Consider the following 24214-nt stretch of genomic DNA (forward strand, 5'->3'; position numbering starts at 1 on the left):
GCCCAGTGTACCGACATCCGCCCGCCCCCGCGATGAAACCTCTGCAACCCCAACCGCCCCACCCATCTACAACATGCCGCGGAACACACGGAAGCCAAACGATGCACCACCATACACGTGCGCGTCGCCCCAAGGCCGCGCGCCTCGCCGCCATCGCCTCGATCGCGATCACGGCTCTCCTCCCAACGCTCCCATCCCACGGCTCTGATCCGCTCCCGCCGCTGAGCGATGCGCCAACACTCTTCCGCAACGTCAATGTGCTCACCATGACCGAGCCCGGCGTAAAGTCCGGCTGGTCTGTCCTCGTCGTCGGAGGCCGCATCGCGCAGGTCGGCCCGATCGACGCCGTCAACCCCGGCGACGCGCTCCAGAACCTCACAATCATCGAAGGAGACGGCAACGCCTGGCTCATCCCCGGCCTCGCGGACATGCACGTCCACCTGCCGCCATACGAACCCGGCAACGCCCAACATGAAGCCGCCGCCTTCCGCGCATGCGCACTCCTTCTTGCAAACGGCATCACCACCGCACGCGGCATGGTCGGCCATCCATCCCACCCCCGCCTCAGACAGGCCATCGCAGACGGCTCCCTGCTCGGCCCCACACTCCACATCGCAGGACCGCCCATTCACCAGGGAATCGCCAAGACTCCGGAAGAGGCCTAGGCAGCAGTTCGCCTTCATTCGGAGACCGGCTTCGACTTCATCAAATCTCACCGCGTCGTTCAGGAGAAGGTCTACCGCGCGCTCCAGACCACCGCCGGTGAACTCGGTATCCCGGTCACCGGACATGTAGACAACGAAGTCGGCATCACCGTCGCGGCGGAGTACCCGCAGCAACAGGAACACCTGGACGCAATCCCGGCCGCTTTGATCGCCAATCCGGCCGCCGCATCCCAGTTCGGACAGATCCCCCCCGGCCCCGTGCTCGACGCCATCGACACGAACCGGCTTCCCGAGCTCGCGAAGAAACTCGCCGCAGCGGGCATCTGGTCCGTCCCAACGCTCTCACTCTTCGAGACCATCCTCGATCAGAAGAGCCCCACCGCCGAGCTGATGGCCCGACCCGAGATGCGCTACATCGTCCCCCAAGCCGTCGGGCAATGGGCCGAACAACGCAACGCGACCAAGTTCCCAGCACTCTGGGGCGTGGACTACGGCGAACGCGTCGCCGCTCTCCGAAAGCAGATCACCCTCGCGCTCGCCGATGCTGGCGTCGGCCTCATGGCAGGATCCGACTCACCACAATTCTTCAAGGTCGTCGGCTTCTCCCTTCACGACGAGCTCGCGTCCCTCGCCGCATGCGGCCTCGGCGCCGAGCGTGCCCTCGCCTGCGCGACCTCAAATCCGGCACGCTACATGGACTCGCTCCCGAACCGTGGCTCCGCAACCGGAGTCCCACCCGACTTCGGCTCCATCGCACCCGGCAAACGCGCCGACCTTGTTCTCCTCGACGCCGATCCGACCGTCGACATCCGCTCAACACGCCGTATCCAAGCGGTCATGCTCAGAGGCCGACTCATCCAGCGTGCCGAACTCGACGCGCTCCTCGCCGAGGTCGAGCGATCCGCCCGCCCACCCTTCAACCAAGAGCCGCCCCTGAAATCAGACCTCTGATCGAACCGGCTCGCCCGCCGCTTCACCGGCGCCACGCTCCCCGCTCCGCGCAGGCGACGGAGACAGCGGATGACTCGCCAACTCCCCTGCCCGGGCCGCCTCAACGTTCGCAGCCGAAGCGATCCGTGCCGCCGCCTCCGCGATCGCACTCGCCTCCCTCGCCCTTCGCTTTGCCGCTCGCTGCTGATCGTACTGCGCCGTCATCTCCGCCCCGACGAACAGGATGATGCACGAGTAATACACCCACACCACAAGCGCGATCAGCGCGCCCGCCGCGCTCCCGTAACTCTCAACCACGCCGCCGTGCTTCAGATACCACGAGATCGCCGCCTTCCCTCCGGAGAACAGCACCGCCGTCGTGATCGCACCCAGCCACACCTCGCGCCACGCGATCCTCGCATCCGGTAGCACCTTGAAGATCGATGCGAACAACAACGCGCTCACCAGCATCGAGACGCCCGAGAGAGCCACTCTCCCGACCACCTCATTTGTCCGAGGAAGCAACGCCTCGATCACGGTCGAGACCACCATTGCCACCAGCAGAATGAACATGATCGCAAAGATCATCCCCATCGAGACCAACCGCTTCCAGATCCACGCGAACACCCCCGACCGAGGCGAGGCACGCATCCCCCAGATCCTGTTCAACGACTTCTGCAGCTGGTTGAACACCATGCTCGCCGACACGAGCAGCATCCCCGAACTCAGGATCCACCGCCACGCCTCCCGAGGTGGCCCCGCACGCTCCGCCTGCGCGATCACCGCCTGCCCGACCTGCGCCGCGTCCGGACCCAACTGCGAGTAGAAACTCTGCACCAGCTCGCTCTTGGCCACCTCGCCGATGAATCCCCCCACCGTCACCACCAGCAGCACCAGCGGCGCAAACGACAGCAGCGTGTAGAACGCCACCGCCGCCGCAAGCGACAGAATGTCGTGCTCGACAATCCCGCGCACGACCGCTCGAAGGAAGTTGAACCCGCTCCGGAGACTCATGCCCTTCTGCCTACTCCGCGTCACGCCCCCTCGCCCGCATCTCACGGCGACTCACGCCGACACGCCCCGCCTGCTCCTCATACGGCCCGTCGAACTCGTTCACGGCCGCCAGAAGACCCGACGCCGTCGCGAACGCATCTCGCCCCACAGGCCCCATCCCACGCGAAGCTCGCCAGTCGTTATACCCGCGAAGCAATCCCGCCTGCCCATCCTGGATGTACGCGATCTGCACGACCGGGAAGTAGACCCGGGAATCCCCCTCGTCCGATACAGACCGACCGCCCAGCCCCGATCCGGTGTACGCCCGGCCCTGCAGCATCGCGCAGAACCGATGCCACTTCTCCTGAGGCGTGAAGTTCATCGGACGAGAGATGAACCTCGCGATCGGTCCACGAACCTCCGACGGTTGCGCCGTATCCGACCGAGGCCCCAGCCGATCCCAGAACGTGTCCTCCAATACCAGGCCGATCCACTCAGAACGCGAAACCCACGGGTTCCCACGCTTCCCGAGCGGCTCGTACATCAGCTCCGCACCATACGTCTGCGCGATCAGGAACGTCCCGGACTTCTCATCGTGAGGCACCGACTTGTCCAGCCCCAGACTCACGATCGAACCCGACTCCGCCCCCGATTCAATCAACAGACGCTCACCCGCATTCATCGGCACCACAAAGTCGCGCTCGAATCTTGCAAGCGTCTCCTCAGGCGACAACCCCGCAAAGTGCGGCCTCGGATACGAGGGGCGGGCATCGTTGTCAGGTGACCCGACGTAGAACCACGCCCGCGCAAGCGCGGGACGGCCCGGCGGCTCCAGCAGATGACGCCTGTACGCATCCCCCATCCCCTCGAACAAACGGCTCGCCGGGTACGCATCGAGATGGTGTCGGATCGTGTCCGCCGGCATATCCCCTTCCGAGACATCATTGTGGTCTCCGGCCGGTTGCCTCACCCAGATCCGCACGCGCGACGCAAGATCCGGGCTCGAACCAAGCCAATCCTCGATCTGCGACCGCTCCGACATGCACCACTCGGCCCACCCGCGTGCCGCCGACGCCTCCCCTCGCACGATCGCCTCGTTCCGATTCCCCGTGATCACCCGCCTCAGCCCGCAGAACCTCACATCAACATCGCCATGCACCGGGGTCACAAACAGCACCACTTGCGATACCAGTTCCTCAAGCGTCAATGCCGCGTGACCCCTCTCACCCCCGGGTGCCGTTCCAACAGCACCAGAAGGTGGATCGCCCGGCCCTCTCACTTCAACCATCGCGCAACTTCCAAGCGGAGACAGCACCGCGCAACTCAGCACCGCGGCACACACACGCACGAGATCGAGCCAGCCCTGCTTCTGCTTCATCATGCATCGTACTCGCGCCACCTGTCTGCCCCCGCAACCCTCACGCCCCTCTACCATCAAACAATGCAAGCTCCCTTCACACTCGGCGACCACACATTCCTCGACCCCGGACAAACCGGCTCCCTCTCACGCTTCAAGACCAAATATCGTGCCCCCATCGCCAACGCCCCACCCCCCGGCTTCCTCGCCGGATACACGCGATCACCCGCAGCATCCGACGCGTCCAGAATCCTCATCACCGGCGAGTTCTGCGGCCACGGCGAGCCCACCTTCACCGTCTTCGACATCGTGATCAACGGCAAAGACCACCTCGACATCGCCACCTACTTCAGCGAAGACGAGAATGAGGAAGAGGACGACGAGCCCCGCGAAGCGGGCATCATCATCGCCCGCGCCCGAGGCGCGAAAGGCCCATGGTTGGTCGTCTTCTCCGAGGAATGGCGCGACGAGTACGGCGAGATGCACGTCCCACAGACGCCCGAACTCAAGACCTTCGACCCCGAAGAAGAGAGCCAGGTGATGGAAGTCGCGCAACCCGGCTTTCTCTCCATCGGCTTCGAGTACCCATGCGATGCCGGCGCAATCGACGAGATCTCCTGGATCGCCGTCGATGCCTGCCCGGAGGGGGATCAAGACGGCCCCTACTTCCTTGTCTCCACCGAAACCCGCTGAACAGAGCTCCACACCCGACACACATCCGCGCAACAAGAAGGGCTGCCACATTGGCAGCCCTTCTGCTCGCTTACATACTCGGCAGCAATCAGTCGGCGCGGATATACGCCGCCTCAAGCGCACGCGCGATCCGCTCCTTTGACTCAGACAGATGCGCCCTTGTATAGGGATCGCCGTTCGGTGCCTTCGACACGATCTCCTGAACCGCGCGAAGCTCCTCGCGTGCCAGCGTCGCCATCATGCGACCGCTCGCTCCGCCCCATGTCCTGCCCGTCGAGAGCGCGATCAGACGAGAGACATGCTCGCGCTGCAGAGCCCTTCGCGATGCCGACACCATCGGCTCACGCGCCGTCGGACGCGCATTCGAGGGATTCGCAACCTCGCTCCAGATCTCCTTCCGGATGGACTCCAGCACCTCCGGCACCGTGACAGCATCCTGCCCGGCCGGAACGCGTGCCTCATTATCGAGCACACGCCTGAACAGCGTCGGACTCATCAGACGCGTCAGCGTCGAGGTCTGCATCGCCACGACCGTGTCAACCGCGGGATAATCCGGCGACGCGCCCCAGTCCTCCCACCACTCGTCCGCACCCATCCGGGCCAGCAACTCCGGCGTAAGCCCGACAGATGCGTCACGCAGCCCGTTCTCCAGCACGAACTTCAGCGCCTTGCGCTGGTCCGCAGCGGGCACAGGCACGTTAGGCAGCTCATCGCCGGGATCGCCCCGACGAGCCCTCGAGATGTGAACGCCGCCGATCTGCCCGGTCGCGTTCCACACCCCCGAGAAGTGCTGCCACATCACCATCTGGAACCCCTCGCGCAGCCGCTGCCACGACTGCCCGTCCTTGACGGCCCGGTCGATCAACCTCGCACGCAGCTTCGCCGCCAACTCCACATTCCGCTGCGCCCACATGAACGGGTCATCGCCGAGGTCCCACGTCCGCGTCCGCGGATCCGGCCCCCACGCGCCCTCGTCCGCCGTGAACGCCAACTCCGGCTCGGTCCCGCGCTTCGCGATCGGCTCGGGATCCTCGAACGTATACCCCCACTGGATCGCCCACTTGTCATACGTCCCGATGTCCGTCATCCCGTAGTGCCCGCGGAACTCGCCCGGACCGTAAACAAGATTCGTCGGGTGATAATCCATCACCGAGCCCGAGATCTGCTTCCCGCTCGCCTTCCACTCCGGCGAGTTGATCTGATCGAGCGAATAGATGCTCGACGCGCGGTAGTTGTGCATCAGCCCGAGCGTGTGCCCGACCTCATGCATGATCACATCGCGCACCAGCGGCCCGATGTACTCCTCAGGAACGCCGTCGATCAGGCCGTCCGGCTCATCGCCACCCTTGCCGGCCTTGTCCCCGACCTCATCGTCGAACCCGAGCATGCCGAGATTGTGCGCCAGCCGCGCCAACGCGACCGACATCGTCTTCCCCTTCGCGCACGCGCAGAACCGATGCTGCATCCCGCTCACCTTCGAGAGCTCCGAGACATCCTCGGGTGCGATCCCCAACTCCTCGGGCACAACCGCCCCCGCCATAGCGATCCGCGCCACTGTGCCGCGTGCCGCCGTCGCCGGACCGAACCCGGCGCGACGCAACGCCACCCGAGGATCCCACTCAGGATGACGCTCGATCCACTCCAACGACTCCTTGTCCATCCCCGCCAACGCCGCCTCAGGAACCATGTCCTTCCACTCACGCACCCAACCCGAAATGAAACCCTCATCCATCACGATGTCCGCATCGCGGATCTCGCCCGTCTCAGGCACCACGCGGCACGGCCCGATCGCATACCCGATCCGCGCGTTCGTCCACCGGATGAAGTTGTAGTTCACATCCTCCGGGTCCTTATCCATGTGCGCGCCCGTCGATGCATCCTGCTGATGCACCTGGATCGCATCCACGATCCCGACCTGCTCGAACGCCTTGTTCCACGCGAGAAGCCCCTCCCGCACCCAACGCCGATACCTGATCGGCGTCGTGTGCTCGATGTAGAACACGATCGGACGCTTCGGAGGGCTCAGACGCAGCTTCGGATCCGCCTTCTCGATGTGCCAGCGGTTCACATACCGCACCGCCTCAGAATCCGCCTGATTCTTCGAGAGATCCGAGAACACCGAATAGAAAAAGCCCACCCGACGATCCGCCTCGCGCGGCGTGTAATCCGGGTTCTCCGCGAACGAACTCATCGAGTAATGCAACGTCGCCATCCGACCGCCGATCACCGGCACCTCGACCGCGATCTCCGCGTTGTTCGCGAATGTCTTCACGCTCTTGATCGTCGCCAGATCGTTCCTCGCCCCATTCACAAACGCTCCGAAGAAGAACCTCGCATTCCCCAGAAGAAACGCGTCCAGATCGATCACAGGGTTCCCACCCGGACCCATCGCAACGATCGGCACCGTCAGCAACACCCGGTCCGTGTAAGACCTCGCCACGGCCGCCTTCGACTCGTTGTCGCCCGTCGACCTGATCTCCAGCTGCGGCTCAATCAAAGCCAGTTGCTTGTCGTACCGACGCCAGTACACATACCGATCGCCCGGCATCCCCCACCGCGTATAGATCGGCAGCACCCCCGCCTCAGGATCCCCCGAAGCAACCGTCGGCGCGATGTAGAACCGCTGCTGGTCGCCCCAGTTGTTCAACTCCGCCAGCATCTGCCCGTCCTTCTCCCGCGTCCAGATCGTCCAGAAAGGCGAAACACCCGGCGGGGGCGCAACCTTCTTGTACTCCTTGGCAACATCGTTGAACGGCGGAAACTCCGGCTTCTCATTCTGGGCAAACACGGGCAACGCGAGCGAAAGCCCGGCGATCAGAGAAACGATTCGTGAACGGTGCATGCATGGGCTCCGAAGATGGAGGGAATTGAAATCTGGAATGAACCGAGACGACCCGACGAATCAGATTGTAAAGCCCGAGGCGATCATCCGCTGCCACACGGCCCTGTAACGTGCCGCCATGGCATCCAAAGACGCCGGAATGACCCGAACCTGTCCGATTGTGGTGATGAAATTCGTATCCCCGCCCCAACGAGGAACGAGGTGGACGTGCAGATGCTGCGGAATACCCGCACCCGCGGCCCGACCCTGGTTGATACCCGTGTTGATCCCCTGAGGTTCCAGCGTCCGCTCAACCATCGCCGTCGCCGCAACAACCAACTCCCACAACGCCCGACGCTGGTCGGGGCCATAATCCAGAAGCGACGGGCGCGGATCACCCAGAGCCACAAGCACATGCCCCGCGGCATACGGATACGCGTTCAGCAGGATCATCCCCTGATCCGTCCGCACAATCACATGATTCTGAACGTCACGCTCAGGGGCCAGCCAGTAATCCAAGAGAAAGCTCCCGCTCCCGGGCTGGGGCACCTTCCCCTGCTTCTCCTCCTTGTCCAGACGCTCGAGATAATCCAAACGCCACGGGGCGGGAAGCGACGACGGCCCCATCGAAGGGTCTGTGGGCTGGTTGGGCATGCGGAGAGAATGGTAACGGCCTCAGCCCCGGCCAGAAAGACAAACCGGAGCCCGAATCTGTACCATCTGAGACGTGAAGCCAACCGTCTACCTCGAAACGTCTGTCGTGAGCTATGTGGCCGCACGGCCAAGCCGAGACATCGTCGTTGCGGCACAGCAGCAACTGACTCACGAATGGTGGAATACCCGCCGAAGTGACTTCGAACTCGTCATCTCAGACGAAGCATCCGCAGGCGATCCAGATGCCGCCGCTCGTCGCCTGAAGTTTCTCAGTGGCTTACGTGTCTTGCGACCGACCGACGCAGACGCCTCCCTCGCTCAAGCCCTGGTCGCGCGGCTCTCCCTTCCACGGCGAGCCGCAATCGACGCACTTCACATCGCAATCGCCGCTGCGAATAACGTTCAATACCTGCTGACATGGAACTGCTCGCACATCGCAAACGCCGTCCACCGCCCAGGAATACAATCTGTGTGCGTCGAAAGTGGTCTATCACCCCCGCTCATCTGCACACCGCAAGAGCTCATGTGAGGCCTCGAATGGCACGCGATCCGATCATTGATGAAGTCCGTAAGGTGCGCCAAGATCTGCTCGCCCGCTTTGGCCACGACCTGAACGCATACGTAAAGCATCTGAACCAGAAGCATGGTGCCTCGAAACGCGCTTCCAAACCCGGCGCGACAAAGCCGAAAGCATCCAAGCGCCCCGGAAAGGGCCGTGCGGCCTAGCACCAGTCCAGCCCTGTGACTCGGCCAAGCCAAGCCACACTACCATTCCACCATGCCTACAAAGCACGTGGTTGTATTCCCCGGCTCCTTCGATCCCGCAACATACGGGCACCTCGACGTCATCCGACGCGGCAGACGCCTCTTCGACGAACTCATCGTCGCCGTCGGACGCAATCCCGGCAAAGACTCACTCTTCTCCGCCGACGAACGCGTCGACATGCTCGAACGCCTCCTTACAGAGATGGTCGCCACCGAACCCGACGCCGCACCCGTCCGCATCAAGGCCTTCAGCGGGCTCACCGTCGACTTCGCCCGAGAGGTCGGCGCGACCGCCCTCCTCCGCGGCGTGCGCAACCTCTCCGACCTCCAGTACGAGGTCCAACAGGCCGTCACCAACCGCGAAGTCGCCGGACTCGAAACCGCCTTCGTCGTCGCAGGCCAGACCTTCGCGTACACCTCGTCGAGTCTCATCAAGCAGATCGCAGCGATGGGCCGCGACCTCACCCCCCTCGCCAGCATGGTCCCCCCACTCGTCGTCGAGATGCTCCGCCAGAAAAAAGCCGCCAAGCACCCCTTGCTCAAACGCCTCGCAACGAGCAACGACGGAGCTGTTGAAAGCTGAAGGGCTCGGAGGGGGTGCCATCAGTTCCCGGCGAGCGGTGCGAGCCGGAACTGATGCTCGTTCGTACACCTGCATCTCCCGCCGCCCCACTACCATTCACACGCTCATATGCAGATCGGTACGCGCGACATCTCCGCCGCCAATCCACCCTACATCATCGCCGAAATCGGCGTGAACCACGATGGTTCGGTCGATCGCGCGCTCGAACTGACCGACGCCGCTGCCGACGCCGGAGCGGACGCCATCAAACTCCAGTTGTTCGAAGCCGATCGCCTGATGTCCGCCGCCGCCAAACTCGCCGCCTACCAGAAAGCCGCGGGAGAGAGCGACCCCGTCGACATGCTCCGTCGCCTGGAACTCTCCATACCCGACATGGCCCGCATCGTCGAGCTCGCCCACGCACGATCCATCCACGCGATCGTCACCGTCTTCTCCACCGAACTCGTCGACGCCGCCGAATCGCTGCCGTGGGACGCCTACAAGACCGCATCCCCCGACATCGTGCATCGTCCTCTGCTTGAACGCTTGGTCGCGACAGGCAAGCCCCTCATCATCAGCACCGGCGCGAGTACGATCGACGAGGTCTCCCGCGCGCTCAGTTGGTTGACCGCTCGCGATGCCGCCGTACCAAGCCGCACGGCCCTGCTCCAGTGCGTCAGCAGCTATCCGACCGCGATCGAACACGCCGAACTCGGCGGCATTCTCGCCCTCGGCGAGATCTTCGACGGTCCCATCGGCTACAGCGACCACACGCAGGGCGTCGGCACCGGCGCGATCGCCGTCGGGCTGGGCGCCCGCATCCTCGAGAAGCACTTCACGTATGACACGAACGCCCCGGGGCCCGACCACGCGGCGTCGCTCGAGCCACGAGACTTTGCCCGCTATGTGGAGCTTGCCCGCGACGCCGCACTGGCCGCGGCAACCGACAATCGCAAATCCCAGTTCGAAGGCATTGAGCCCGTCAAGCGTGTGATCGCGATCGAGGAGGATGTGCGAAAGCTCTCGCGTCAATCGGTCGTGACCACGCGCTCATTGCCGGCGGGCCACGTGCTGTCCGCACGCGACCTGACGGTCAAACGCCCGGGAACAGGCGTCCCGGCGTTCGAGTTCGCGACGATGATCGGAAAGAGATTGAAACGTGATGTCGCTGGCGATGTGCCGCTGACACCGATAGATCTTACTCTCGGATAGTTCAGTTCTTGGTGGCACCGCTCTCCAGAGCGGTGTGCCTTCGCGTGTAACCCTGCTGGATCATCGTGAGGATTCGCTCACCGACGCCTCACGCCGCAACCCGCGAGTAACTCACGCGGCAGCCGATCCTGCTCACGCCCGCCCCACGCTGCGAACGCACCACCGTCCCCTTCTCGCTCGTGCTCCGGGGCAGGTTATACAACGTCACCGCCGAACCCACCGCCACATCGATCTCGCACGCGATCCCAAGCCCCTCCGCGCTCTCATCGATCAGATCCACATACGCGATCGAGACCGCGCCCGAAGGATCCGTGAACGCCGCCATCGCACGACCCTCAACAGGCGAACGTGTCGCACCCCGACGCTCAAACACCAACCTCTCGCTGTATGGACTCCGCTCGCAACCCGGCTTGCACTCAAAGCACACACTCGCGCCCGGCCGTCTTGAAATCGCCGACATGGTGCCGCCCTCGTCTAGGTGCCCGCCGCCAATCCACCCGATCCACGCGGCACATGCACCCACGCGTTATCGTCCCCGAACCGCCCCCACTTCAGTCAACCACCCCACCTCCGCCCCAGAAACATACGACTACACCGGCCCTCCGCCCCCGCTCCGTCATCTACCGGTCCTCCTCCCACCACCCCGCAGTCTGCCCCTTTGCTATTTGCTATCTGCAATTTTTCCCCCCCGCCCCTCTGCCCCTTCGCCCCTTTGCCCCTTTGCCAAAAAAGCATGAACCCCAGCCGATGCCGGGGTCCATGCCGCACGAAGGGAACGGAATGGGGTCTTTCACGCGGAACGTCGCACGTGCTCGCGACGACGCGGGGGTGTGCCGATCAGAGACCTCAGCGACGCCGGCGGCCGGCAAGGATGCCCGTCATGCCGAGCAGTGCGAGCGAACCGGGGGCGGGAACCACGCCCGTGATCACGCGGATCTCATCGATCTCGGTGGACTGCTGCAAGCGGACCCACACCGAGTTCGTCTCCATATCAACCGCGACACGGTCGAACGCATCGATCTCCACGCCGCGATACGGGCTGAGACTGTAGAGCGTCGTCGCAAGCCCGAGATCAACATCCGTCGCGACCAGGCGGTTCCGCGTCACGATGATGCCGAGGATCGGTCCGTCGAACCCGAAAGAAGCCTCGACCAGCATCTTGATATTGGTGTCAGTGTCCATGTGGATGAGATGGCTCGAGATCCTCGTTCCCGCAGGGATCACATGGCCCCGCAGCGACGCCGTTCCCTCAAGCATCCCGTGACCCGCCCAATCAACCGCGAGGTCATAAGGAAGCGCGATATCCTGACGCTCATTGATCGCGTAGATCGTCGTCGCGCCCTCAAGTGCACCGACTTCCATCGACATCGGAGGCGCAACGACTGTGCCCGCGCCGCTTGTCCAGATCACATCAGCAAGTGCAACGTTCGAGATCAGACAGAGCGACATCCCGGCCCACAGATTCGTGCGCTTCATCTCCATTCTCCTTTTGTGCTTCGCTTGTGCTCCGGGGCCTTTGGGGCTCCTTCGCGTCGGCGATATGGACAAGATGCCCGATGGCCGGAGAAAGGCCAGCGGTCACACGGATTTGCCCAGACTCAGACGTGAGGCCGTCCCGCGCCACCCGAAACTCTTGCCTCAATTGAACATACGCGGGCTATCGCCGGGGGTTTCTAGGACTCTTGCCGCGCCTGAAAAGCGGCTTCCCGCCTTGCACGTTCCCCGTGCCGCCCTTCTCGGACCCCTCGGCCGTGGTGCCCGTATCCTCGCTCACCTCAGGCCGCGGCTCCGATGAATCGGCCCCCTCGCTCTCCGGCCGCTCCTCCTCCGCATCTTGGATCCTCGCGAAGACAAGCCGGCCCGCCGCGGTCTGCAGCGTCGAAGTCACCTGCACCGTCAGGTTCGTTCCGATGCGATCGCGTGCATCGTCCACCACCACCATCGTGCCATCCTCGAGATAGCCGACGCCCTGCCCCGCCTGCTCTCCCGGTTTCACGATCCGCGTCACCAGCGCATCGCCCACCGAAACCGACGGCTTCAACGAAGCCGCTAGCTCGTGGATGTTCACCACACCCACACCCTTGATCCCCGCCACGCGCGACAGGCCCGAATCCGTGGTGACGATGTACGCGTTCATCCGACGCGCCAACTCGATCAGCAACTGGTCGACACCCTTGCCCGGCACGATCGTCTCATCGATCGAGACATCCAGGTCCGCCGATCGCTGCAACTTGCCCACGATGTCCAGACCCCGCCGCCCCCTCGCCCGCTTCGTCTTCTCAGACTGGTCCGCGAGCAGCTGCAACTCCGCCACGACGAACGACGGTATCACGATCGGCGACTGGATCACCCCCGTCTCCGCCAGATCCGCGAACCTCGCGTCGATCAACGCCGACGAGTCCAGCAGCATGGGACGAGTCCCGCGGATCTCCTTCGCGAACTCCACATACGGAATCACCAGCCGGAAGTCGTCCTGAGTCTGCAAGACCGTCGTGATCGCCAGGTACACAAAGCAGACGCCCAGCAGCAGCTTCACCGCCTGCACGATCGTCTTGTGCTTTGCCCCCTCGAACCCGTACAACACCGCCAGAAGATCGATCAACTGCCCGAACGCCCACGTCGCCAGCATCCCCGCCGCCAGCCCCACAAGGATCCCCACCAGCGTCGAGATCCGCTTGCGTGGCGTCAGGATGTCCGCGAAGACCACCAGCGCGCCGATCATCAGCACGATCGCGATCGTCCACGGCACATTCCGAAGCCGCGCCTCCCCCGTCGCCGGGTCGTCGGCAAGCTCCGTCAGATACAGGAACGACGCGATCGTGAAGACCACCACGAACGCCAGACGCACGAAGTTCACCACCGTGTTGCGCGCACGCTGCTGCACCTCGGCAACCGTCTCAAAGGATGGGCTGGACTTCCGCACGCAAGCGGAGTGTACGCGATGCACCGCCATGCGTACCATCAGCCCACTCCCGCCGGTCGACGGCCGGGCCCGGTGCACGGGTGTCCCGTGAACCTGGTCAGGGCTTGACCGCAGCAGCCATAAGCGAGCGTCATCCGGTGCCGCCGGTGTCCTGGCCGTCGACCGGCGAGAGTGCGCGCTCATCCGCGTCCCCACTTCCACTCCCTGAGCGTTGTACCGATTGCCTCTCTCTCCTGCTTATACCCATCGCCCTCTTACCTGGCACTCCATTCGCGTCTCCCCTCCCGACACCTCGCCCGGAGCACGCGATGCGCAGCACATACCTCTTTCCACGCGTCGTCCTTGCGCTCTGCGCAATCGCCGCCGCATCCCTCACCAACAACGCCCACGCGCAGTCCATCACCGTCAAAGACCTCGCCCGCGTCAAAGGCGAGGGTGAGTCCGTTCTCAGAGGCGTCGGCCTCGTCATGGGACTCCCAGGCACCGGCGACTCCGGCAAAGAACTCGTCTCCGCGCGCCCCCTCGCCCAGGTCCTCCAGAACGCCGGCGTCCCCGTCCCCGACCTGAAGGAACTCCAGAAGAGCAAGTCCGTCGCCCTCGTGATGGTCACCTGCACCGTTCCCGCAAGCGGCGCACTCACCGACGACCGACTCGATGTCCACATCGCGACCCTCAACTCCGCCAAGTCGATCAAGGGCGGCCGCCTCTTCCTCTCCCCTCTCTCCGGACCCATCCCGGGACAGGCCGTCTTCGCCATCGCAGAAGGGGCCGTCGAGATCGAAGACCCCTCCGTCCCCACAACCGGCCGAGTACGCCTCGGCGCACGTCTCGTAAGAGACATCCCCACAGGCACGATCTCACGCACCTTCGACCTCATCCTCGAACCCACATTCTCCGGCTGGTCCGCGGCATCCCAGATCGCCATCGCCATCAACGACGGCTACTTCGCCTCCCCCATCCACCGAGGCCCCCCCGTCGCCGTTCAGGTTGACGATCGAGTCATCCGCATCCAGATCCCCGACCCCGAGCTCGACAACCCCGGCCCCTTTGTCGCGGACGTCATGAGCACGCCCCTCAACCCCGAACTCCTGCGCCTCCCCGCCATGGTCGTTGTCAACTCACGCACCGGCGCGATCATCGTCACCAAGGACGTCCGCATCGGACCCGTCGCGATCACCCACAAAGACCTCACGATCACGACCACCGTCCCTGCCCCTGTCCCCTCCCCCGCCGACCCGCTCATCGAGCGCTCCCGCTGGGCCGGGCTCGAAACCGACGCCCGTCCCGTCGAACAGGCACGCCTCTCAGACCTCCTCCGCGCCCTCGACCGCCTCGACATCCCCTCCCAGGACCAGATCGAGATCCTCCAGACACTCCACAAGTCCGGGCGTCTCCACGCACGCCTCGTCATCGACTGACAAGACACCGCACATGCCCCCAGACAACACCATCACCAACTCCTTGCTCTCCCGCACCCAGCTCCCCCCCCACGCCACCCACATGGCCCCGGGCAGCGCGATCCGGAGCCAACGCTCCTTCGCCGAAGTCATGTCCATCGCCGACAGAGGCCCCCTCGCCACCGCGCCGAATCCGCGCGAAATCGCCGAGACCTTTGTCTCCGTCGCCCTCGTCCAGCCCATCCTCGCACAGGCACGCGAAACCACCTGGGCCGCAGAGCCCTTCGCACCCTCACAGGCCGAGAAACAGTTCGGCGCGCTCCTCGACGCACAGGTCGCGCGCGAGATCACCTCCGCCGCACGCCTCCCGCTCGTCGACCGACTGGCACGAGATATGCGGAGAGTCTGACCAAGCCCCGCGCCCGCCCTCCCACGCCGGACGCACACCGCCGGAGCCGCACGGATGTCCCAACGCCGAGCACACGAAGAGAACACCAACTCGACGCTCGGCTCGCAGCTCGAATCGCTCCTCCACGCACTCATCGCGGCACACCACCGCCTCGGCGAAGCCGTCGAAGCTCATCGCGTCGCAATCTCACTCGCCCACAGCGAAGGCATCCGCATCGCCATCGATGAGCAGACCGAGGCCCTCACACAGATCGCCGATCTCGAACGCGCCCGCGCCGCCCTCGTCGGCAACGGCCAGCCACGCACCATCACCGAACTCGCCGCAGATCTCCCGGAGCCCGACCGCTCCCGAATCATCACCCTCGCCTCGGACCTCCGAACGCTCATCGGCGAACTCCGCTCAAAGCAGGCCGTCGTCAGATCCGCCACACGCTCGCTCCTCTCACACACACAAGGGCTCATGGCCCAGGTCGGAGCAGCCCTCAGCCACGCAGGCACATACGGACGAGCCGGCAAAGTCCAGAGCACAACGCCCGCGTGCGCCGCACTGGATCTCTCCACATGAGTCTCTCCGCAGCCATGCAGATCGGTCGCACCGCGCTCAGCGCAAGCCAGCTTGGCATCGCCACGACCGGCAACAACATGGCAAACGCCGCGACGCCCGGCTACAGACGCCAGCTCGCAACCCTCACCCCCTCAAAGGGCGCGGGCCGCGGGCTCGCTGGCTCCGTCGGCCTCGGTGTTGCCGTCGCCGACATCCGCCGCCAGGTCTCCATCTCGCTTGAGAACCGCACACGCGGCGCACTCTCCGACGAGCACGCCTCTTACGCAAGACAAAACATCCTCGGTGCCATCGAAACCGCCCTCGGCGAACTCGGCGACAATGACCTCTCCTCCCAGCTCTCTTCCTTCTTCAACGCATGGTCGGAACGCGCCAATCTCGTCCAATCCAGCGCGGTCGTCGTGCAGGAAGGCCGCTCCCTCTCCTCATTCATCCAGCGCCTCCGGGGTGAACTCACCTCTCAACGCACGCAGCTCGACCAGGAACTCGGACAGGCCTCCCTCCGAGCCAGCGACCTCATCGACCGCATCGCCGGCCTCAACACCGCAATCGCCCAGTCCGAAGTCGCCTCCACAACCGCGAACTCACTCAGAGACCAGCGCGACGCGCTCATCGAAGAACTCGCCACGATGGTCGATGTCTCAGTCATCGAACGAGGCGGCTCCACCGACATCCTCATCGGCTCCACGCCCGTCGTCCTCGACGGCATCAGCCGAGGCCTCACCATGCAGCGGAGCGCGAACGGAGAGATCCGCCTCGCCACCCGCGACGACGGCACGCTCCTCTCCCCGAAGTCCGGTGCCATCGGCTCGCTCCTCGCAGAACGCACCGGAGCCGTCGACCGATCCATCAACGCCCTCGACTCCCTCGCCTCGAACCTCATCCACGAGGTCAACAAACTCCACTCCACCTCGATCGGCGACGCCTGGTTGCAGTCCTCCGCCGCATCACTCCGCATCCCGGTTGCCGACCGCTCGCTCGCACTGAACGATCCCGCAAACGCCACCCTGCGCTCTCTACCCTTCGCGCCGACCAACGGCGGCTTCAATGTCAACATCCGCAACACCGCGACCGGCGCGATCACAACCGTGCGAGTTGGCGTCGATCTCGACGGCCTCACCGCCGCAGCCACCCCCGGCACATCCAACGACACCTCCGCCGAAGATATCCGCAGCGCGCTGCACGCCATCCCCGGCCTCAACGCCGCCTTCACTCCCGACGGCTCGCTCAGCATCGCCGCAAACGCCGGCTTCGAGTACTCATTCTCCGACGACACCTCAGGCGTCCTCGCCGTCCTCGGTATCAACGCCTACTTCACCGGCACAAACGCCTCAGACATCAACATCTCCTCAACCCTCGACGCCAACCCCGGCATGCTCGGCGTCGGCACATGGGGCCCGGGAGGCCTCGTCGAAAACGGCGCCGCCCTCGCACTCGCCGGACTCAACGCAAAGCAGATCCCCGCACTCGGCGGACGCACACTCCTCGCCGCATGGCGAGACCACGTCACCGTCACCGCCTCCGCCGCTTCCGCGGCTCAAACAGAAGCCGCCGCCGCGACCGTCGTCAGAGAATCCCTCGACAGCCAACGCGCCGCCGTCAGCGGCGTCTCCCTCGACGAAGAGGCCATCAACCTCCTCAACTTTCAGCAGCAATACCAGGCCGGCGCACGCGTCATCGAAGTCGCTCGACAACTGATGGAGTCACTCCTGAGCATCGTCTGAGTTCCGGACGCCACCCATGACCAGCATCCCCCCAGGACTCTCCCGCGCCCCAAACCTGCTGATGAGCCGGAACGCTCTGAGCACCATCAATCGCACCAGCGTCGGCCTCTACAGAGTCCAGCAGCAGATCTCCACCGGACAACGAATCTCAAGGCCCGGCGAAGATCCCGTCGCCGCCGCAACGCTCTCCGTCCTCGACGCTCGCCTCGAGCGTTCCTCCCAGCTCCTTCGCAACATGCAGCACGCCGCCGCCTCGCTCGCCACCATCGACACCGCCCTCTCCGAGGCCTCCGACCTCGTCAACGAAGCCATGCAGATCGCCTCCGAGCAGGTCAACAGCACCTCCAGCCCCGAAGAGCGGGCCGCCCAGGCAACCATCGTCGACTCACTCTTGAGACAACTCTTCACCCTCTCGAATCGCTCCGGAGTCCAGGGACACATCTTCGCCGGCTCAACCCCCGGCTCCTCCCCGGTCACGGAGTTCTTCGGCGCGTACCGCTACACAGGGTCGGGCCCCGGGCTCGTCACAGACATCCGGCTCGGCTCCACCGCCCCACTCACACTCGGAAACCCCGGAGCCATCGGCGCCACATCCGCGCGGCACAACGGCTTCGTCGATCTCGCGCCCACCCTCACCGGCTCAACCCGCCTCCGCGATGCGGACGGCGCACGCGGACTCGGCATCTCCACCGGCGCGATCAGCATGCGATTCGACGGCGGACCGGCCGTAACCATCGACCTCTCACACGCAGAGACCTTCGCCGACGTCGCCCACACAATCACCGCAGCCATCCGCCAGTATGAATCCGACAACAGCACCACAATCCTCGGACCGGGCGGCGTCTCTTTCTCCGGCGAATCCCTCTCGTTCGACATCGTCGGAGGCACAACCGATCCCATCCTGACCTTCTCCGATATCGGCTCCGGCATCACAGCCCGCGACCTCGGGCTCGCATCCGACACCGCACCCATCACATTCGATGCCGGCTCACCCGATGGCGCATCGGTCAGCCCCAGGGTCACCTGGTCCACGCCACTCTCCGCCCTCGCAGGCCTCGACATCGCAGGCAGCGGCACGCTCGGATCGATCCGCGTCTCAAACGCCGGACGCACCGCCGAGATCAACCTCGCCGACGCCGAGACCCTCCAGGACATCAAGAACCTCCTCGAAACCGCCGGGCTGGGCATACGCGTCGCCATCAACCAGAGCGGCACCGGTATCGACATCCACAACGAGGTCTCCGGCTCGCGGGCCGGAGCTCTCTCGATCACAGACACCGACGCCACCAATCAGTCGGCCCTCCGCCTCGGCATCCGGACCTTCTCCGGCGCGACTCTCGCCTCTCAACTGAACGACGGAAGAGGCGTCCGCATCGTCCACAATCGCACCGACCCGATCACAGGTCTCCCCGATAGCTCCCTTGATGTCGATTTCAGGATCGGACTCGGCGATGCCGACGGAACGCTCATCGACATCGACCTCCGACCCGAAGACCTCACCACCATCGATGCCGTTCTTGCGCGAATCAACGCGCAACTCGACGCCGGAGCAACCGCCGCAGGGCACACCCCGGGCACGATCCGCGCGTCCCTCAGCCCCACCGCCAACGGAATCGTCATCGAACGCACCGGTGTCTTCCCATCCCCCATCAGTCTGGAACGCACCAACAACTCCAACGCGCTCGAAGACCTCGGCCTCCTCAATACCACTATCGCGACCGATGGCTCATCCACCCTCGGACGCGATGTCGCCGCCGTCAGGGTCGACAGTCTCTTCACAGCTCTCATCGATCTCCGAGAGGCCCTCGCAACCAACAGCACGTCTGGCATAGCGATTGCGGGAGAGAACCTCCAGCGGTTCGTCGATCGCGTCGCGCAGGAGCGCGCCGTCGTCGGCGGATACGCACGTCGGATAGACCTCGAGACTGTCTACGAAGAAGGACGCCGCACCGTGGACCAGACCACACGCAGCCAACTCCTCGACACGGACTACGCAGAGGCAGTGACACGCATGACCCTCCTCCAGACACAGCTCAACGCGGGACTCCAGTCAACCGTCGCCGCGACCAGCAGAACCCTCTTGGACTTTCTGGGCTGACGCCCGGCAGAGTCGTTTCAAGGACTGAACCTCACGCCGGCCCGGCCCCGTCGATGAGGAACGCGACCGCGGCCCACCGTTGGAGGGTGGGAGCCGGTCGCCAACAAGGCCGTGGGAATGGAGCGCACAATGGACGTGCGAACGACTCGGTTCGGTGTCATCCAGATCCAGGACGATCGGGTGATCACCTTCCCCGCGGGACTCCTCGGCTTCGCCGGCCGCACACGCTTCTGCCTGCTCGAGCCGGGCGAGGACGCGTGCTTCTTCTGGCTCCAGTCACTCGATGACCCGGGCCTGGCCTTCGTCGTCACCGACCCCTCGCTCTTCGTCCCCGAGTACTCCGTGCCGATCCGCGCCGAGCAGATGGAATCGCTCACGCTGGCTCGCCTCGAAGACGCCCAGGTCTTCGTGATCGTCAACAAGGTCGACGGACAGCTCACCGGAAACCTCCAGGGGCCGCTCGTCGTCAACACGCTCACGAGGACCGGAGAACAGATGGTCCTCGCGGAGAAGCGCTGGACGACTCGCCATCCGCTCATGCGGGTCGGCCAGCCGGCGGCGCGTGCGACCGCCTGAGCCCCACGGCCCAGGCATCGCGGAAGAGGGTCGGGACGTCCCGCACGCATCGGCGTGTCGGGGGCATATCGCACGGACGCGAAAGACAAAGGAGCACACGGATGCTCGTGCTCTCAAGACAGCGAGACGAAACCATCATGATCGGCGACGAGATCGAGATCACGGTGGTCGACATCCGAGGGGACAAGGTTCGCCTCGGCATCACGGCGCCCACAAGGATCGCCGTACACCGCAAAGAGGTCTACGAGGCGATCAAGCGAGAGAACCAGCAGGCATCTCGCATCGCCCAGGACCAGCTCGGTTCCATCCCACGGCCGATCTCACCCGGCCCCGCGCGGACGCGGGTCTCGGCACTCAGCGCGGGAAACCCCAACAGCCGCAACGACACACTCCCGCCAAGAGCCGCAACCGGATCATGAGACACACGACACACTCACGGGACCATCACGGAGGATGCCCATGACACGCATCAACAGCAACATCCCGAGCGTCATCGCGCAAGCGAACCTGAGCAAGACCAACCAGGAACTCGAGATCCGCCTCCAGCGCCTCTCCACGGGGCTCCGCATCAACCGAGGCGCAGACGACCCCGCAGGCCTCATCATCTCCGAGCGACTCCGCTCAGAGATCCAGGGCAACGAGCAGGGCGTCCGCAACTCCGAACGCGCCTCATCGGTCATCGCTACGACCGAGGCGTCGCTCGCAGAGGTCAACGACCTGCTCAACTCGATCAAGTCGCTCCTCGTTGAAGCCGCCAACACCGGTGCCTTCTCAGACGCCGAGATCGAGGCCAACCAGCGACAGATCGACTCCGCCATCGAGTCCATCACACGAATCTCAAACACCGCCTCCTTCGGCGGGCTCAAACTCCTCAACGGCTCCCTCGACTACACCCTCTCCGGCCTCGCCACGGACACCATCTCCAAGGCAAGAGTCCTCGGAGCGTCCTTCATCGGGCAGTCCTCTCTCGAAGTCGAAGTCGACGTCGTCGCCTCCGCACAGACCGCCGCGCTCTTCATGCGAGGCGATCTCCCGACGCCCGGCGCACCCGAGAACGGCACCATCCTCTCCAGCATGAACCTGCGAATCGCCGGCCCGCGAGGCGTCGTCGAGCTCCAGTTCGCTACAGGAACCGCGCTCGGCTCCGTCGCCGCCGCCATCAACAAGGTCTCCGGACTCACCGGCGTCCAGGCCGGACTCATCAACGACAACGCGCTCTCAGGGCTCGCCTTCCGCTCAGAGGGCTTCGGTTCCTCGCAGTTCGTCTCCGTCGAGCGCACCAACCGACCGAGCGACTCATCCCAGGACTCCTTCGCCACCTATTCCATCACCGACAACGGCACCGTCCCCGGAACCCCCTTCCCCTGGTCAGAGATCGGCACCACACTCACAGCCGACAACCGCGATGAGGGCAAGGACGTCGTCGCACTCATCAACGGCTCGCTCGCGACCGGCAAGGGTCTCAGCGTCTCCGTCAACTCGCCATCCCTCTCCATCGATCTCCTCCTCTCACAGAACTTCGCGACAGATCCCAGCATCGCCACCACGCGATTCAACATCACAGGCGGCGGCGCACTCTTCCAGCTCGGGCCGCAGGTCACCAGCCAGCAACAGGCGAACATCGGCATCCCCACCGTTGCCGCCTCCCTCCTCGGCGGAACACTCGTCAACGGCAGACTCCAATACCTCTCATCACTCCGCACCGGCGAAACCAACTCCCTCTCCGAGTCCAACCAACGCAAGGACTTCTCCGCCGCCTCGGACATCCTCGAAGCCGCCATCGACGAGATCTCGATCCTCCGAGGCCAGCTCGGTGCCTTCGAACGCAACGTCATCCAACCCAACGTGCGCTCCCTCCAGGCAGCGTTCGAGAACCTCTCCTCGAGCCAGTCACGCATCCGCGATGCAGACTTCGCCTCCGAAACCAGCAAGCTGACAAGGTCTCAGATCCTCGTCTCCGCCGGAACATCCGTCCTGGCACTCGCAAACCAGCAGTCGCAGCAGGTCCTCCAGTTGCTCGGCTGATACAGAAGCCCGCCAGGGCGGTCCGGATAACAACCCAAGCACCCGTTCAGGGGCCTTGCCGAGCGTCTCGGCAGGGCCCCTTCCGCATGCGCTCGACATCTTTCGCATAAATCCCGTCATCCTCCGCTCAACCCGCACCTTCCGGCCGTCGATCTCCACTCACGACCCCCGGCGCGGTGCCGGACCAAGGGTCAGCAAGCCCCGGCATGGATACCGGGGTTCCACGGCCGAGATCACCTCGGCAACACAGTGGTCAGGGCCGGAGGGTTCGGCCCAATCGCCACGCGGGGCGGTCGGCAATCAACGGGCCGAACCAGTCACGGAGGATGTCATGAGTCGCATCAATACGAACGTCGCTTCTCTTGTTGGTCAGCGGGTCCTGGGCGGCAACAACGCCTCCCTCAACAACTCGCTCCAGCGCCTCAGCACCGGCCTTCGGATCAACCGAGGCAAGGATGATCCCGCTGGCCTCATCGCGTCGGAGAATCTCCGCTCCGATCTCCGCGGCCTCAACGCCGCCATCGGCAACGCCGAGCGCGCCGATCAGGTCGTCAACATCGCCGAGGGTGGCCTCCAGGAGATCTCCGGTCTTCTGACCGAGCTCCAGGGCCTCCTCACCACCACCGCATCGACCGCCGGTCTCTCCGACGAGGAGAAGAAGGCGAACCAGCTCCAGATCGATTCGATCCTCCAGACCATCGATCGCATCTCCTCCTCCACCTCCTTCCAGGGCTTCAAGCTCCTCAACGGCAACTTCGACTACCAGGTCTCCGGCGTCGACAGCGGCGTCAGCAACTACACCGTCAACGCCGCCAAGCTCACCGCCGGCGGCACCCTCGACGTCGATGTCCTCGTCACACAGTCCGCACAGCAGGGACAGCTCTACATGTCCTTCGGCGGCGGCAACATCGACCTCAACGGCTCCGGCAGGCAGTTCACCATCGAGGTCTCCGGCGCTCTCGGCTCCCGCGAGCTCCAGTTCTCCTCGGGCACCTCGCTCGCCGACATCGAGTCCGCCATCAACACCTACAGCGATGTCACCGGCGTCACGGCCTCCGCGTCGTCCAGCGGCATCACCCTCCTCTCCAACGAGTTCGGCAAGGCACAGTTCGTCTCCGTCAAGGTCGTTGACGCCGCGGACGTCACCGGCTCGGGCGTCGGCCTCTACAAGTTCGAGAACAACGACGCCAACAGCCTGAACACCACCATCAACAGCACCTTCGCCGCCGCCACCAATGGCATCCGCGACGCAGGCCAGAACGTCCAGGGCACCATCAACGGCCTGGTCGCCACCTCAACGGGCAAGACCCTCCGCGTCAACTCAGACTTCCTCGATGTCGAGCTCACACTCGACACCGGCTCCGCTCAGTCTCTCGCCACGGTCGATGCCTTCTCGATCACCGGCGGCGGTGCTGACTTCCAGCTCGCCGGTGCGGTCGACATCGCGGGCAAGGTCTCCCTCGGCATCCGCGACGTGACCACCCGCAAGCTGGGTGCCTCGTCCGGCTCGGGCTTCCTCAGCGACCTCGGCTCAGGACGCTCCAACAACGTCGTTGACGGCGACATGACCAACGCCCAGAAGATCGTGGACTCGGCCATCGAGCAGATCTCCGGCATGCGTGGCCGCCTCGGTGCCTTCCAGCGCAACGTCGTCGGTGCGACCATCCGCTCGCTCAACATCGCGGTCGAGAACACCTCGGCGGCCGAGAGCGTGATCCGCGACACCGACTTCGCCACCGAGACCGCCTCTCTGACCCGCAACCAGATCCTGGTCTCGGCCTCGACGAACATCCTCGCCATCGCCAACAGCCAGCCGCAGGCCGTCCTGCAGCTCCTCGGCTAAAGCGAA

Annotated in this window: 23 protein-coding genes and 1 other RNA gene; 17 read left to right on the top strand and 7 right to left on the bottom strand. The window is 64.6% G+C overall.

Translation table 11 applies throughout. The annotated features are described in order from the left end of the window. Positions 1-101: 101 nt before the first annotated feature. Both KF838_08830 and KF838_08835 read left to right on the top strand, forming a co-directional pair. Positions 102-665, top strand: a complete 564-nt coding sequence (locus KF838_08830) for an amidohydrolase family protein (GenBank protein QYK46889.1) — start codon at positions 102-104, stop codon at positions 663-665. 39 nt (positions 666-704) lie between these two features. Then, the gene (locus tag KF838_08835; GenBank protein QYK49828.1) at positions 705-1616 is read left to right on the top strand and encodes an amidohydrolase family protein; all 912 of its coding nucleotides are present in this window, start codon (positions 705-707) and stop codon (positions 1614-1616) included. Here KF838_08835 and KF838_08840 read toward each other — a convergent pair. Both KF838_08840 and KF838_08845 read right to left on the bottom strand, forming a co-directional pair. Continuing rightward, positions 1605-2609, bottom strand: a complete 1005-nt coding sequence (locus KF838_08840) for a YihY/virulence factor BrkB family protein (protein ID QYK46890.1) — start codon at positions 2607-2609, stop codon at positions 1605-1607. The genes KF838_08835 and KF838_08840 overlap by 12 nt on opposite strands. A 10-nt stretch (positions 2610-2619) precedes the next feature. Next, entirely contained in the window at positions 2620-3966 is a 1347-nt protein-coding gene (locus tag KF838_08845) for a hypothetical protein (protein ID QYK46891.1), read from the bottom strand. A 63-nt stretch (positions 3967-4029) separates the two neighbouring features. On the opposite strand from KF838_08845, the gene KF838_08850 reads away from it, so the two are divergent. Further along, positions 4030-4638 carry a hypothetical protein gene (locus KF838_08850; GenBank protein ID QYK46892.1) on the top strand — a complete coding sequence of 203 codons (609 nt, stop codon included), beginning with the start codon at positions 4030-4032 and terminating at the stop codon, positions 4636-4638. Positions 4639-4726: 88 nt separating this feature from the next. Here the strand turns inward: KF838_08850 and KF838_08855 are convergent, their stop codons facing one another. Together KF838_08855 and KF838_08860 are read right to left on the bottom strand one after the other, a co-directional pair. Beyond that, positions 4727-7480, bottom strand: coding sequence for a zinc-dependent metalloprotease (locus tag KF838_08855; GenBank protein QYK46893.1), 2754 nt, complete (start codon positions 7478-7480; stop codon positions 4727-4729). 60 nt (positions 7481-7540) lie between these two features. Next, entirely contained in the window at positions 7541-8113 is a 573-nt protein-coding gene (locus KF838_08860; GenBank protein QYK46894.1) for an HIT domain-containing protein, read from the bottom strand. 73 nt (positions 8114-8186) lie between these two features. On the opposite strand from KF838_08860, the gene KF838_08865 reads away from it, so the two are divergent. The 4 genes from KF838_08865 (at position 8187) to KF838_08880 (ending at position 10652) form a co-directional block, all read left to right on the top strand. Continuing rightward, positions 8187-8642: a type II toxin-antitoxin system VapC family toxin gene (locus tag KF838_08865; protein ID QYK46895.1), complete on the top strand. Its 456-nt coding sequence runs from the start codon at positions 8187-8189 to the stop codon at positions 8640-8642. Positions 8643-8650: 8 nt separating this feature from the next. After that, positions 8651-8839 (top strand): hypothetical protein, encoded by a 189-nt coding sequence (locus KF838_08870; GenBank protein QYK46896.1) that lies wholly within the window; start codon positions 8651-8653, stop codon positions 8837-8839. A gap of 52 nt (positions 8840-8891) precedes the next feature. Next, a complete protein-coding gene (gene coaD, locus KF838_08875; GenBank protein ID QYK46897.1) occupies positions 8892-9461 on the top strand; it encodes a pantetheine-phosphate adenylyltransferase in 570 nt (189 codons plus the stop codon). A 108-nt stretch (positions 9462-9569) separates the two neighbouring features. Continuing rightward, positions 9570-10652, top strand: a complete 1083-nt coding sequence (locus KF838_08880; protein ID QYK46898.1) for an N-acetylneuraminate synthase family protein — start codon at positions 9570-9572, stop codon at positions 10650-10652. An 88-nt stretch (positions 10653-10740) separates the two neighbouring features. On the opposite strand, the gene KF838_08885 is transcribed toward KF838_08880, so the two are convergent. From KF838_08885 to KF838_08895, 3 genes are all read right to left on the bottom strand, one after another. After that, complete coding sequence (locus KF838_08885; GenBank protein QYK46899.1) at positions 10741-11112, bottom strand: hypothetical protein; 372 nt, start codon at positions 11110-11112, stop codon at positions 10741-10743. A gap of 386 nt (positions 11113-11498) precedes the next feature. Next, the gene (locus KF838_08890) at positions 11499-12128 is read right to left on the bottom strand and encodes a hypothetical protein (protein ID QYK46900.1); all 630 of its coding nucleotides are present in this window, start codon (positions 12126-12128) and stop codon (positions 11499-11501) included. Positions 12129-12309: 181 nt separating this feature from the next. Beyond that, positions 12310-13575 carry a hypothetical protein gene (locus KF838_08895; GenBank protein QYK46901.1) on the bottom strand — a complete coding sequence of 422 codons (1266 nt, stop codon included), beginning with the start codon at positions 13573-13575 and terminating at the stop codon, positions 12310-12312. Between the two features lie 61 nt (positions 13576-13636). Here KF838_08895 and ffs point away from each other — a divergent pair. From ffs to KF838_08945, 10 genes are all read left to right on the top strand, one after another. Continuing rightward, positions 13637-13735, top strand: an RNA gene (gene ffs, locus KF838_08900) — signal recognition particle sRNA small type. Between the two features lie 148 nt (positions 13736-13883). Beyond that, positions 13884-14993, top strand: coding sequence for a flagellar basal body P-ring protein FlgI (locus KF838_08905; GenBank protein QYK46902.1), 1110 nt, complete (start codon positions 13884-13886; stop codon positions 14991-14993). Between the two features lie 13 nt (positions 14994-15006). Continuing rightward, positions 15007-15381, top strand: coding sequence for a hypothetical protein (locus KF838_08910; GenBank protein QYK46903.1), 375 nt, complete (start codon positions 15007-15009; stop codon positions 15379-15381). Positions 15382-15435: 54 nt separating this feature from the next. Next, the gene (locus KF838_08915) at positions 15436-15945 is read left to right on the top strand and encodes a flagellar protein FlgN (GenBank protein ID QYK46904.1); all 510 of its coding nucleotides are present in this window, start codon (positions 15436-15438) and stop codon (positions 15943-15945) included. Beyond that, positions 15942-17666, top strand: coding sequence for a flagellar hook-associated protein FlgK (gene flgK / locus KF838_08920; protein ID QYK46905.1), 1725 nt, complete (start codon positions 15942-15944; stop codon positions 17664-17666). The genes KF838_08915 and flgK overlap by 4 nt, the downstream gene beginning before the upstream one ends. A 16-nt stretch (positions 17667-17682) precedes the next feature. Continuing rightward, positions 17683-19764, top strand: coding sequence for a hypothetical protein (locus KF838_08925; GenBank protein ID QYK46906.1), 2082 nt, complete (start codon positions 17683-17685; stop codon positions 19762-19764). A gap of 129 nt (positions 19765-19893) precedes the next feature. Next, complete coding sequence (locus tag KF838_08930; protein ID QYK46907.1) at positions 19894-20340, top strand: flagellar assembly protein FliW; 447 nt, start codon at positions 19894-19896, stop codon at positions 20338-20340. Between the two features lie 101 nt (positions 20341-20441). Further along, positions 20442-20759 carry a carbon storage regulator CsrA gene (gene csrA, locus KF838_08935; GenBank protein ID QYK46908.1) on the top strand — a complete coding sequence of 106 codons (318 nt, stop codon included), beginning with the start codon at positions 20442-20444 and terminating at the stop codon, positions 20757-20759. Between the two features lie 40 nt (positions 20760-20799). Then, a complete protein-coding gene (locus tag KF838_08940; protein ID QYK46909.1) occupies positions 20800-22365 on the top strand; it encodes a flagellin in 1566 nt (521 codons plus the stop codon). Positions 22366-22696: 331 nt separating this feature from the next. After that, a complete protein-coding gene (locus KF838_08945) occupies positions 22697-24208 on the top strand; it encodes a flagellin (protein QYK46910.1) in 1512 nt (503 codons plus the stop codon). The last annotated feature ends 6 nt before the right edge of the window (positions 24209-24214 follow it).

It is taken from the genome of Phycisphaeraceae bacterium, assembly GCA_019454185.1.
Lineage (GTDB): Bacteria > Planctomycetota > Phycisphaerae > Phycisphaerales > UBA1924 > JAHBWV01.

Coding starts and splice junctions, on each gene's coding strand:
- KF838_08910 (QYK46903.1), top strand. CDS start 15,007: ATGCCCCCAGACAACACCATCACCAACTCCTTGCTCTCCCGCACCCAG.
- KF838_08905 (QYK46902.1), top strand. CDS start 13,884: ATGCGCAGCACATACCTCTTTCCACGCGTCGTCCTTGCGCTCTGCGCA.
- KF838_08845 (QYK46891.1), bottom strand. CDS start 3,966: ATGAAGCAGAAGCAGGGCTGGCTCGATCTCGTGCGTGTGTGTGCCGCG.
- KF838_08915 (QYK46904.1), top strand. CDS start 15,436: ATGTCCCAACGCCGAGCACACGAAGAGAACACCAACTCGACGCTCGGC.
- KF838_08940 (QYK46909.1), top strand. CDS start 20,800: ATGACACGCATCAACAGCAACATCCCGAGCGTCATCGCGCAAGCGAAC.
- KF838_08885 (QYK46899.1), bottom strand. CDS start 11,112: ATGTCGGCGATTTCAAGACGGCCGGGCGCGAGTGTGTGCTTTGAGTGC.
- coaD (QYK46897.1), top strand. CDS start 8,892: ATGCCTACAAAGCACGTGGTTGTATTCCCCGGCTCCTTCGATCCCGCA.
- KF838_08870 (QYK46896.1), top strand. CDS start 8,651: ATGGCACGCGATCCGATCATTGATGAAGTCCGTAAGGTGCGCCAAGAT.
- csrA (QYK46908.1), top strand. CDS start 20,442: ATGCTCGTGCTCTCAAGACAGCGAGACGAAACCATCATGATCGGCGAC.
- KF838_08850 (QYK46892.1), top strand. CDS start 4,030: ATGCAAGCTCCCTTCACACTCGGCGACCACACATTCCTCGACCCCGGA.
- KF838_08880 (QYK46898.1), top strand. CDS start 9,570: ATGCAGATCGGTACGCGCGACATCTCCGCCGCCAATCCACCCTACATC.
- KF838_08830 (QYK46889.1), top strand. CDS start 102: ATGCACCACCATACACGTGCGCGTCGCCCCAAGGCCGCGCGCCTCGCC.
- KF838_08860 (QYK46894.1), bottom strand. CDS start 8,113: ATGCCCAACCAGCCCACAGACCCTTCGATGGGGCCGTCGTCGCTTCCC.
- KF838_08840 (QYK46890.1), bottom strand. CDS start 2,609: ATGAGTCTCCGGAGCGGGTTCAACTTCCTTCGAGCGGTCGTGCGCGGG.
- KF838_08855 (QYK46893.1), bottom strand. CDS start 7,480: ATGCACCGTTCACGAATCGTTTCTCTGATCGCCGGGCTTTCGCTCGCG.
- KF838_08925 (QYK46906.1), top strand. CDS start 17,683: ATGACCAGCATCCCCCCAGGACTCTCCCGCGCCCCAAACCTGCTGATG.
- flgK (QYK46905.1), top strand. CDS start 15,942: ATGAGTCTCTCCGCAGCCATGCAGATCGGTCGCACCGCGCTCAGCGCA.
- KF838_08890 (QYK46900.1), bottom strand. CDS start 12,128: ATGAAGCGCACGAATCTGTGGGCCGGGATGTCGCTCTGTCTGATCTCG.
- KF838_08945 (QYK46910.1), top strand. CDS start 22,697: ATGAGTCGCATCAATACGAACGTCGCTTCTCTTGTTGGTCAGCGGGTC.
- KF838_08930 (QYK46907.1), top strand. CDS start 19,894: ATGGACGTGCGAACGACTCGGTTCGGTGTCATCCAGATCCAGGACGAT.